The 10,635-nt window shown below is 70.2% G+C and carries 12 protein-coding genes; 7 read left to right on the top strand and 5 right to left on the bottom strand.

Features of this window, described 5'->3' with window-relative positions:
- Window positions 1-176: 176 nt before the first annotated feature.
- The 3 genes from VG296_RS03310 to VG296_RS03300 form a co-directional block, all read right to left on the bottom strand.
- Window positions 177-623 (bottom strand): hypothetical protein, encoded by a 447-nt coding sequence (locus tag VG296_RS03310; protein WP_325562892.1) that lies wholly within the window; start codon window positions 621-623, stop codon window positions 177-179.
- A 223-nt stretch (window positions 624-846) separates the two neighbouring features.
- On the bottom strand, window positions 847-1,599 hold the full coding sequence (locus VG296_RS03305; protein ID WP_325562890.1) for a hypothetical protein: 753 nt from the start codon (window positions 1,597-1,599) through the stop codon (window positions 847-849).
- A 163-nt stretch (window positions 1,600-1,762) separates the two neighbouring features.
- Entirely contained in the window at window positions 1,763-2,686 is a 924-nt protein-coding gene (locus VG296_RS03300; protein ID WP_325562889.1) for a hypothetical protein, read from the bottom strand.
- A gap of 74 nt (window positions 2,687-2,760) precedes the next feature.
- On the opposite strand from VG296_RS03300, the gene VG296_RS03295 reads away from it, so the two are divergent.
- From VG296_RS03295 to VG296_RS03280, 4 genes are all read left to right on the top strand, one after another.
- Window positions 2,761-3,615 (top strand): 2,3,4,5-tetrahydropyridine-2,6-dicarboxylate N-succinyltransferase, encoded by an 855-nt coding sequence (locus VG296_RS03295; RefSeq protein WP_325562888.1) that lies wholly within the window; start codon window positions 2,761-2,763, stop codon window positions 3,613-3,615.
- Between the two features lie 12 nt (window positions 3,616-3,627).
- A complete protein-coding gene (gene dapE, locus VG296_RS03290) occupies window positions 3,628-4,722 on the top strand; it encodes a succinyl-diaminopimelate desuccinylase (RefSeq protein ID WP_325562887.1) in 1,095 nt (364 codons plus the stop codon).
- Between the two features lie 157 nt (window positions 4,723-4,879).
- The gene (locus tag VG296_RS03285; protein WP_325562886.1) at window positions 4,880-6,064 is read left to right on the top strand and encodes an alpha/beta hydrolase; all 1,185 of its coding nucleotides are present in this window, start codon (window positions 4,880-4,882) and stop codon (window positions 6,062-6,064) included.
- Window positions 6,065-6,210: 146 nt separating this feature from the next.
- Window positions 6,211-6,951, top strand: coding sequence for a TIGR00730 family Rossman fold protein (locus tag VG296_RS03280; RefSeq protein ID WP_349259444.1), 741 nt, complete (start codon window positions 6,211-6,213; stop codon window positions 6,949-6,951).
- Here the strand turns inward: VG296_RS03280 and VG296_RS03275 are convergent.
- Window positions 6,938-8,287 (bottom strand): adenosylmethionine--8-amino-7-oxononanoate transaminase, encoded by a 1,350-nt coding sequence (locus tag VG296_RS03275; RefSeq protein WP_414641045.1) that lies wholly within the window; start codon window positions 8,285-8,287, stop codon window positions 6,938-6,940. The two genes, VG296_RS03280 and VG296_RS03275, sit on opposite strands and share 14 nt — an antisense overlap.
- Before the next feature lie 66 nt (window positions 8,288-8,353).
- On the opposite strand from VG296_RS03275, the gene VG296_RS03270 reads away from it, so the two are divergent.
- Window positions 8,354-8,716 carry a DivIVA domain-containing protein gene (locus tag VG296_RS03270; protein WP_325562880.1) on the top strand — a complete coding sequence of 121 codons (363 nt, stop codon included), beginning with the start codon at window positions 8,354-8,356 and terminating at the stop codon, window positions 8,714-8,716.
- A 143-nt stretch (window positions 8,717-8,859) separates the two neighbouring features.
- The gene (locus VG296_RS03265; protein WP_325562878.1) at window positions 8,860-9,426 is read left to right on the top strand and encodes a GrpB family protein; all 567 of its coding nucleotides are present in this window, start codon (window positions 8,860-8,862) and stop codon (window positions 9,424-9,426) included.
- Window positions 9,427-9,478: 52 nt separating this feature from the next.
- Here VG296_RS03265 and VG296_RS03260 read toward each other — a convergent pair whose 3' ends face one another.
- A complete protein-coding gene (locus VG296_RS03260) occupies window positions 9,479-10,300 on the bottom strand; it encodes an enoyl-CoA hydratase/isomerase family protein (protein ID WP_325562876.1) in 822 nt (273 codons plus the stop codon).
- A 223-nt stretch (window positions 10,301-10,523) separates the two neighbouring features.
- Here VG296_RS03260 and VG296_RS03255 point away from each other — a divergent pair.
- The coding region (locus VG296_RS03255; RefSeq protein WP_325562894.1) for a DUF3117 domain-containing protein at window positions 10,524-10,635 on the top strand (112 nt) is incomplete at its 3' end.

The following is a 10,635-nucleotide window of genomic DNA, read 5'->3' as shown; positions in this document are numbered from 1 at the left end:
CGGAGCGGAACACGCGACGAGGGCCCGCGACGCGCTTGATGGCGCGTCGCGGGCCCTCGTCCGACACGGCGTCGGATCCGTTGCCGTGCCACGCGGTGTTCGTCTCAGGTCCTCGAGCCCCCGCCCGCGGCCGACCCACGTGGCCGCGGACGGGGTACCCGGGTCTGCTCGGCCACTCAGGCCTTGTGCTTGGCCACGTAGGTCTGCGCGGTCTCGGCGACCTTCTGGGCGGTCTGCGCGACCGGCGCGGCGGCCTGCTGCATCGGCGCGGCGGCGGCGTTCTGGCCGCCGATCAGCGGCAGGTTCTGGGTGACCCCGCCGACCACCGGCAGGTTGCCGACCGGCAGGGCGGACAGCGGGCCGCCGCCGTTGCCGCCGGTGACCGAGCTCAGCACGCCGCCCGCGACCGGGAGGCTGCCGAGCGGGCCGCTGCTGTTCGCGGCGTCGCCGAGGACCGGCAGGTTCGAGCCGACCGGCAGGCCCTGGGTCAGGCTGCCGACGGCGGGCAGGTCGCCGACGACCGGCAGGCTCGCGGCCTGAGCGCTGGCGGCCGCGACGACCGGGACCGCGATGGCTGCGGTCGCGGCGGCGGCAGAGGCGATACGGCGTCCGGCGTGCTTCATGGTGTTTCCTCTTCTTCGGTGAACTGGGGAACGACGGGGACATGCATTTCTCGTTCGTTCACGGAGATTTACGAGTGGGATCGGGCTGAGGTTGCGGCCGAACGTGGTAACGATTCGGTAAATAGAAGAGTTTCGGAATTCAGTTGTCCAATCATGGTCTGGTATACGGATACGCAAAACGGCCCGCCCCGTCGAACGGGTGCGGGCCGTTTCCGGCGGGTCGTCAGAGCCCGCTGACCGCTCCGACCGTGCCGAGCACGGGGCTGTTGTTCCCCACCATCTCGCTGACCGGCACCGCCGCCGTGAGGCCGCCGACGTTGCCGAAGACCGGCAGCTTGGACTGGCTCAGCGAGGTGGTGACGTCGCCGACCGTCGGCACGCCCTGCTGATGCAGCTGTGTGACGAGCGGCTTCGCCTGGCCGACCACTCCGCCGGTCAACTCCATGCTCTTGCCGCCGAAGCCGTTGGTGAGCGTGCCCACGGTGCCGTCCTGCAGCAGCGTCGGCGCGAGTTGCATCGGCTGGCCGGCCATCGCCGGGGCGACCTCGTGCACCAGGCCGCTCACCGGCACCACCGTGCTCAGCTTGTTGGTCAGCTGGGTGGTCTTCGCGGCCAGGTCGGCGGTCTCGGCCGTGGCCTGGCCCGTCGTCACCGCCTCCCGCGTCTGCGCCTGCGGGGTGACCGAGCCGACCAGGCCGCCCTGCAGGTCCCCGGTGTCCACCGCCGAGGTCACCGCCCTGGTCAGCGTCCCGGCCAGCGGCAGCACGCTCTCCACCGGACCGGCCATCGTGGCGACCTGCAGCGGCACGGTGGTGCCGAGCGGCAGCGCGGGCAGCGGGGCGGCGGCGGAGGGAGCCGTGTCCGCGAACGCGCTCCCGGCCGCCACGATCGGCAGCGCGCCGGCGGTGAGCACCGCGGCGGTGGCGGCCATCCTCCGGCCCGTGCTCCCGTGCGGTTTGCGGTGTTTTCCGGTCATGGTGCGGCTCCTGTCCGACTGAACACAGAACGAGTTGACACCGTTTTATCGGACCGAGGGCGTCTCAGGTTGCGGTTCGGGCAGGTAAAGAAATGATAACTTCGGCCGAGCGGGGGAATTCGAAGTCACATATGTTATATGTCAGATCTGATCTGCTGACTTTTCAGGAGCCCTGGGTCATCGTGAGGATGACCCGGCCGGTGGGAGCGTCCGCGGGCGAGGCGGTCTGCCAGCTGTTCGAGTTGTTCGACGCCGACCAGGTCTTCCCGTCGTAGCCGACCTGCGTGATGCCGAGCACCTCCGCCTTGGAGACGGCCCAGTTCGCGTATCCCCAGCCGCGTTCGGTCGCGGCCGTGCCGCTCAGCGAGTTCGGCACCGCCAGCGAGAAGGCGCGTGCGCTGCCCGAGACGTCCTCGACCGACGCCGTGCCCCACTGCTTCTCCGCGTCGGTGACCACGGACTGGCCCAGCGTCGTCAGGCCCGAGCCGTCGGTGGCCTGCGGCGAGAAGGTCGGTCCGTTCAGCGTGCAGGTCAGCGCGCCGCCCGCGGTTCCGGTGAACACCTTCATCAGCACCACCCCCTCCTGCTCGCGGGTCGCGTACGCGTCCGGGTAGGCGGAGTGCTGGACGTCCTGCGCCGCCACGGTCAGCGACAGGTTCTGCCAGTTGGAGACCTTCAGCAGCGCGTTGTAGAACGCCGTGGACGAGTACGTCGTGTCCATGATCTCCGACGCGGTGCCCCAGCCCTCGGACGGCCGCTGCTGGAACAGGCCCAGCGAGTCGCGGTCGCCGCCGGTGACGTTGTAGAACTTCGACTCCTGCCGCGCGGTCGCCTCGGCGATCTCGATCCCGAACGACGGCACGCCGAGCTTGATCCCGACCGCCGCGATCGTCGACGCGTTCTGCATCTGCTCGAGGTCGTAGGTATAGCTCTGGCTCTCGGCGGTGGCCACGCACTGCGAGGTGTTGAACAGCGAGATGCCGCCCAGCTTGTGCAGCAGCCAGATCCCGAGCCCGGCGAGCACGGCTGCCACCACCAGCACCACTACCAGTCCGGTCCAACATCCGCTGCGCTTCTTCTCGCTCATCGCCCCACACCGTACGCGATTCCGCGTTTCGAACTGATCCGTAGCCCGTCACAGCTCCGCATTAAGATGCCGCCATGACCGTGCCACAGACGCCCTCCGCCTTCGCCTCCCCGATCCCCTCCGTCATCGACGAACTGTGGGACCGCCGCGCCGAGCTCTCCCCGGCCGACGCCGAGGCCCGCAAGCTCGTCGTCGAGGCGGTGGACCTGCTCGACACCGGCGCCGCGCGGGTCGCCTTCGTGGACCCGGCCACCGACGAGGTCGTGGTGGACGAGCGGGCCAAGCGCGCCATCCTGCTCACCTTCAAGGTGCTCGAGATGGTGCAGAACAAGGTCGGCGACTTCTACCAGCACGACAAGATGCCGCTGAAGACCACCTTCGACGGGGTGCGCGTCGTGCCCGGCGCGGTCGCCCGCTGGGGCAGCTACTGCGCGCCCGGCACGATCCTGATGCCCTCCTTCATCAACATCGGCGGGTACGTGGACTCCGGCACGATGGTCGACACCTGGGCCACCGTCGGATCCTGCGCGCAGATCGGCAAGAACGTGCACCTGGCCGGCGGCGTGGGCATCGGCGGCGTGCTCGAGCCGCCGAACGCCAAGCCGGTGGTGATCGAGGACGACGCGATGGTCTTCTCCCGCTGCATGATCATCGAGGGCGCGCGGGTCGGCAAGGGCGCGGTCGTCGGCGCTGGCACCATCCTGTCCGCCTCGATCCCGGTGATCGACGTGGAGACCGGCGAGGAGATCAGCCGCGGGCACATCCCGGACTGGTCGGTGGCCGTCGGCGGCACCCGCACCAAGAAGTTCGCGGGCGGCGAGTTCGGCCTGCCCGGCGTGCTGGTGCTCAAGCGGCTGTCCGAGGGCGAGCGGCACAACAAGGCCCAGCTCAACGACATCCTGCGCGACAGCGGCCTGGCCACGGGCTGAGGTCGGATCCCGATGCCCAGTCAGCTCGATCTGTCCCTCGCCGCGGCCGCGCTGACCGCCGCGCTCGTCGACATCCCCTCGGTCAGCGGCGACGAGCGGGAGTTGGCCGACGCGGTCGAACGCGCGCTGCGCGAACTGCCGCGGCTGCGCGTGGACCGGCACGGGAACAACGTGGTCGCTCGCACGGAGTTCGGCCTGCCCGAGCGGGTCGTGCTCGCCGGGCACCTGGACACCGTGCCGATCGCCGACAACCTGCCCTCGCGCCTCGACGGCGAACTGCTCTACGGCTGCGGCACCACCGACATGAAGAGCGGCGTCGCCGTCCAGCTGAAGATCGCCTACGAGGTGGGGCCGGCTGACGGCGCGTCACCCGACCGCGATCTGACATTCGTGTTCTACGACTGCGAGGAGATCGAAGCCGCGCGCAACGGCCTCGGCCACCTCGTGCGCGAGCACCCGGACTGGCTCGAGGCCGACTTCGCGGTGCTGCTTGAGCCGACGGACGGCCAGATCGAGGGCGGCTGCAAGGGCACGATGCGGGCGACCGTGAGCACCCGGGGCGTGCGCGCGCACAGCGGCCGGGACTGGCTGGGCGTCAACGCGATCCACGGCGCCGCCCCGGTGCTCACCCGTCTGGCCGAGTACAAGGCCCGCGAGGTGGACGTCGAGGGCCTGATCTACCGCGAATGCCTCAACGCCGTGGGCATCAAGGGCGGCGTGGCCGGCAACGTGATCCCGGACGAGTGCGTCGTCACGGTCAACTACCGCTTCGCCCCGGACCTCACCGAGGAGCAGGCGGCGGAGCACGTCCGAGCGGTCTTCGCCGACTTCGACGTCGAGGTCACCGACAGCGCCCCGGCCGCCGCTCCCGGCCTGTCGCGTCCCTCAGCCGCCGAGTTCGCCCGCGTCGTCGGGGGCACGCCCGAGGCCAAGCAGGGCTGGACCGACGTGGCACGATTCGCCGGTTTGGGTGTACCCGCGGTCAATTACGGGCCCGGAGACTCCCGGCTCGCCCATACTCGGGGGGAGTACGTGGAGGTGGCCCGGATCGCCCAGGCGGTCGAGCGGATGCGAGCCTGGCTCGGCCTCGAGCCCCGGTCTCGCTGAGATCACGGGTTTGTGGCGGTCTGAAGATAATCTGAAGACGCTGAAACCCAGCCCGGGGCCCGATCGTCGCAATGGTTGACAAGAGGGATCGTCCGTACCCGCCGCGAGCAAGGGTGCGACGGACAAACGGGTCGATTGGGAACAGGGTGCAAGGGCTATGGGGCTGACCAGCGGGGGCTTCTTCGCCCTGGTGATCGTGGGGGTGGTGCTGTTGCCGGCCCTCACCCTGCTGCTGTGGGGCAGGCTGCCGGGGCCGAAGGCGGTGAAGTTCGGCTCCCGGCTCGGGCTGATCCTGATGTCGCAGGCGATGGCGGTGCTGCTGGCGGCGCTCTGGATCAACAACTCCTTTCAGCTGTACTACTCCTGGTCCGACCTGATGGGGAACAACGGCGCGACCGGCGCGATCCAGGCCGCCACCCCGCAGGTGGTCAAGACCACGATCGCGGCCAAGGGCGAGGGCGGCGCGCACCCCGACTCGCTGCCCAACTTCAAGCTCTTCACGCAGATGAGCGGCCTGCAGGACGGCACGGGCTACCAGGTCACCGTCACCGGCCCGGAGTCCAAGGTCACCGGCAGCGTCGAGGTGTGGGTGCCCCCGCAGTACTCCGAGGCCGCGTACAAGAACGTGGACTTCCCGGTGGTCGAACTGTTCCCGGGCACGCCCGGCACGCCGCAGACCTGGCTCACCGCGATGCAGGCGCCGCTGGTGGTCAGCCGGCAGGTCACCGCAGGCACGCAGCACCCCTTCGTCCTGGTCGCCGCGTCGATCAACGTGGACGGACGACACGACCCGGACTGCTCCGACATCCCCGGCGGCCCGAAGGTCGCGACCTGGCTCACCCAGGACGTGCGCAATCTGGTGCTCAGCTCGTTCCGGGTCGCCGCCTCGCGCGGCGCGTGGGGGATGATGGGCTACTCCGAGGGCGGTCTGTGCGCCACCAAGCTCGCCCTGCAGTACCCGAACCTGTATGCGGCGGCCGTGTCGATAAGCGGTGACGACCACCCGGACGGCGACCTGCTCAAGCCCGGGACCACCGCGTACAACCTGAACTCCCCGATCTGGCTGCTCAAGCACCGCAAGCCGGCGAACGTGGCGCTGCTGCTGACGGGCACGCAGCAGGACAGCGACGTGGCCTCCGAGGCGGCCGCCATGTCCCGGGCCGCGACCTCTCCGACGAGCGTCGACACGCTGATCTCGCAGCGCGGCGGGCACAACATCGGCGTCTGGAAGTCGGTGGAGCCGCCGTCCTTCGTCTGGCTCTCCCAGCATCTGACCGGGTCGAGCACCACGACGTACAGCGCGTTGCCGGAAATGTTCAGCGGCGTCGGACTGGATGGTTAGCGTCGGGCGGCTACCGTGGCTGTGTGACTGACAGAGATACGGAGCGCACGGGCGCTCAGGAGAACAACCAGCCCGGGAACGGAACCGGGGCTGGGCACGGCAACGGAAACGGCAACGCCGGCAACGGCGAGCACCGAAGCAGGCACCTGAAGGAGCGCTTCCGCGGTCCGGTGCTGCTGCGCCGCAAGCAGATCCCGTCGTCCGACGGCACCACCACCGACCAGCGGCTGCTCGAGTCCGAGGGCACCACGGACTGGCTGCACGAGGACCCGTGGCGGGTGCTGCGGATCACCTCCGAGTTCGTGGCCGGCTTCGAGACGCTGGCCGAGATCGGCCCGGCCGTCGCCGTGTTCGGCTCGGCCCGCACGAAGGTCGACACGCCGGAGTACCTGCTCGCCGTCGAGGTGGGCCGACGGCTCACCAAGGCGGGCTACGCGGTGATCACCGGCGGCGGCCCCGGCGCGATGGAGGCCGGCAACCGCGGTGCGGTGGAGGCCGACGGGCTGTCCGTGGGCCTCGGCATCGAACTGCCCTTCGAGCAGGGCCTGAACGACTACGTGGACCTCGGCCTGAACTTCCGCTACTTCTTCGTCCGCAAGACGATGTTCGTGAAGTACGCGCGCGGGTTCATCGTGCTGCCGGGCGGCTTCGGCACGCTCGACGAGCTGTTCGAGGCGCTCACGCTCGTGCAGACGCAGAAGGTGACGTCGTTCCCGATCGTGCTGCTGGGCACGGAGTACTGGTCCGGCCTGGTGGACTGGCTGCGGCACTCGGTCATCGAGGGCGGCAAGGCCTCGGTCAAGGACCTGGACCTGCTGCACGTCACCGACTCGCCCGAGGAGGCCGTCGAGTGGATCCGCTCGGCGCGGCCGGTCAAGAGGCGCTGATCGAGGCCTCGGCGGCCGCGATCATGCCGCCGCAGATCTCCTTGAGGTCGCCGTCCTCCGTCGGGTAGGGCGGCATCGCGTAGATCAGATCGCGGAACGGACGCAGCCAGACGCCGTTGCGCACGGCCGCGTCCGTGGCCGCCGCCATGTCCACCTCGCGGTCGAGCTGGATGACCCCGATCGCCCCGAGCACGCGCACGTCGCGCACGCCCGGGAGTCCCCGCACCTCGGCCAGTCCGGCACTCAGGCCGCGCTCGAGCCGGGCCACGTCCTGCTGCCAGCTCACGCCGCCGCGCAGCCGAGGGTTCGTCAGCACGTCCAGGGAGGCGTTGGCGATAGCCGCGGCCAGCGGATTGGCCATGAACGTCGGGCCGTGCGCGAGAACCGGCACCTCGCCGTTGCTGATGCCCTCGGCCACGCGCGTCGTGCACAGCGCCGCCGCCAGCGTCAGATAGCCGCCGGTGAGCGCCTTGCCGACGCACATCACGTCCGGGCTGATCCCCGCGTGCTCGGCGGCGAACAGCGCGCCGGAGCGGCCGAATCCGGTGGCGATCTCGTCGAAGATCAGCAGCACGTCGTGCTCGTCACACAATTCACGCAGCGTGCGCAGGTAGGCGGGAGAGTGGAAGCGCATGCCGCCCGCGCCCTGCACGACCGGCTCGACGATCACCGCCGCCAGTTCCGAGGCGTGACGCTCCATCAGATCCGCCAGGTGAGCCACGTACTGCGCATCGGGTTCGGCATCGAACCCGGCCGGCGGCTCCTCCGCGAAGACCTGCTCCGGCAGCACGCCGCCCCACAGGCTGTGCATGCCGCCCTCGGGGTCGCACACGGACATCGGGTGGAAGGTGTCGCCGTGATAGCCGCCGCGCCACGTCAGCAGCCTGCGTTTGGCCGGACGGCCGAGCGAGCGCTGGTACTGCAGGCACATCTTGATCGCGACCTCGACCGAGACCGAGCCGGAGTCGGCCAGGAACACGTGCCGCAACGGCTCGGGGGAGAGCTCGACCAGCCGCTCGGCGAGCCGGATCGCGGGCTCGTGGGTGAGTCCGCCGAACATCACGTGCGCCATCCGGTCCAGCTGCGCGTGCGCGGCCTCGTCGAGCACCGGGTGCCGGTAGCCGTGGATCGCGGCCCACCACGAGGACATCCCGTCGATCAGCCGGGTCCGCTCGCCGTCCGGCAGCCGCACGTCAAGGCGCACGCCCTCGGCGCCCGTCACCAGCAGCGGAGCCACCCGGCCCGGCATCGGTCCGTACGGGTGCCACACGTGCGCGCGGTCGAGGCCGAGCAGGGCCTCGGCGCTCGGCGGATTCTCAGATCGGTCCACGGGCACACGGTATCCCGATCAGGGTAAAGTGCCTCGCGCGGGAGCACCCGCTGACAGGAGAGGCGACGGTTTATGTTCTGGTTCCAGCTCTGCGTGGTCGTGGTACTGCTGATCGCCGTGGGCTGGGTCGCCGTCGGCGGCGGAGGCCACATGTCCCCGCCGAGCCCGGACCGTCCCGACCCCGCCGTCCCGGACACCGGCCTGCTCGGCCGCGGCGACGTGGACAAGGTCCGCTTCTCGGTCGGCGCGCGCGGCTACCGGATGGACGAGGTGGACGACATGCTGGACCGCCTCGCCTACGAGATCGACGTGCGCGAGCACCGGATCGCCGAGCTCGAGGGCCGCGCGCCGTCGCAGCAGGCTGAGACCCAGGTCAGCCGGGCCGCCGCCGAGCAGCCCGCGGAATTCCGGGAAGGGCACGACGGCACGGAGTAGAGGGGCACGACGGCGCGGAGTAAAGGCCGTCACTACTTCCGGTGATTTCCGCGTGACGTCTTGACGTCGGCCTTCCCGCGCGGTTTCCTGGCAGCACCCCGACCCCAACCTGCGTTGTGCGGACGTGATTCCGGAGGTGCGGTGTGGCTCAGCAGATCGCGCAGCAGATCGGCGACTCGACGCCGGTCCAACTCAAGCCCTACGACGACCGCTGGTCCGCCTACTTCCAGCAATACCGCAGTCTGCTCGCCGGAGCCCTCGGCGAGCGCGCCGTGCTCATCGAGCACATCGGCTCCACGGCCGTGCCCGGGCTGCTCGGCCGCGCCTGCGTGGACGTCCTGCTCGCGGTGGCCGAGCCGGACGCCGAGGAGGACTACCGCGCCGAGGTCGAGGCGCTCGGATTCACCCTGTGGGTACGCGAACCGGACCGCCGCGTCTTCACGAGCGCCCGCCCGCACACCCCCGGAACGCCGCAGTGCCCGGCCCGGCTGTTCGTCTGCCGTTCCGGCGGCACGTGGGAGTTCGACCAGCTCCTGCTGACGCACTATTTCGGCGCGCACGAGGAGCGCCGTCAGGCCTACGCCGACCTCAAGCGCCACCTGGCCAAGGTGCACCGCGACGACCCCGACGGCTACGCCCGGGCCAAGCGCCCCTTCCTGCGCGAGACGGTGCGCCTGGCCCACCGCTCGTTCCTGGCGCCGGATTTCTGAGAAACCGGTTCCGGGCGGCCCACCCCGGAACCGGTTCGCAGCGACCCGCCGGTTAGCCGTCCGCCCGCTGCCCGGTGAAGTCCGGCTGCCGCTTCTCCAGGAACGCGTTGACCGCCTCCAGGTGATCGGCCGCCAGGAAGCAGCGCCGCTGCATCTCGTCTTCCTTCTCCAGCGTCTCGGCGAGCGTGTGCGTGGAGCCGTACGCGATCGACTCCTTGATGGAGGCGTAGGAGACGGTCGGCCCCGCGGCGAGCTTCTCGGCCAGCTCGCGGACCCGCTCGGCGAACTTGTCGGCGGGAACCAGCTCCGTGAACAGCCCGAGCTCCAGGGCGCGAGCCGCCGGGATCGTCTCCGGCTGAAGCAGCAGTTCGACCGCCTTCGCCTGCCCGACGACGCGCGGCAGTGTCCACGACGCGCCCGAGTCCGCACTCAGCGCCACGCCCGCGAACGCCATGTTCACCCCCGCGGTGTCGACGGCGACGCGGAAGTCGCAGGCCAGCATGAAGCCGGCGCCCGCGCCCGCGGCCACCCCGTTCACCGCGGCGATGACCGGCTTCGGCATTCCGGTGAGTAGCAGGGTGATCGGGTTGTAGTGCTTGCGGACGGTGCCGCTGATCCCCTCCTCGTCGCCCGCCATCACCTTGGTCATGTGTTCGCGCAGGTCCTGGCCCACGCAGAAGGCCCGCCCCGTCCCGGTCAGCACGACGGCCCGCACCTTGGGGTCGCCGCTCGCCTCGCGCAGCGCGTCAAGCAGCGCGTCCTTGGTCGCCACGTTCAGCGCGTTCATCGCGTCCGGACGGTTGAAGGCGATCGTGGCCACGGCGCCGTCCACCGTATAGACGACGGGCTCCGTCCGTGCACTGTCAGCGGTCACAGTGGTTCCTCTCCCTCTCGGTTCACCCAAGAAGTTACTCGCTGGTAGGCGTAACGGCCAGACGGTCCTTTTCGCAGTGTCGGTGTGATGCGGGATAATGGGACAGGTCAGGGTGTCCGTGTGCGCCGAGTACGGAGCGTGCGTCGGTCTGGTAGTCCGGGACGCGCGGTGGCCGCGCATGCGGTCGGCCGTACGCAGGCCCACAGCAGGAAGGGGAATGAGCATGGCGGCGATGAAGCCGCGAACGGGCGACGGCCCGCTCGAAGTGGTCAAGGAGGGGCGCGGCATCGTGATGCGGGTGCCGCTCGAAGGCGGCGGTCGGCTTGTCGTCGAGC

The sequence above is a fragment of the Actinospica sp. genome, from assembly GCF_035552695.1.
Classification (GTDB): Bacteria; Actinomycetota; Actinomycetes; order Streptomycetales; family Catenulisporaceae; genus Actinospica.
This window is presented reverse-complemented; position numbering and strand designations above follow the sequence as displayed.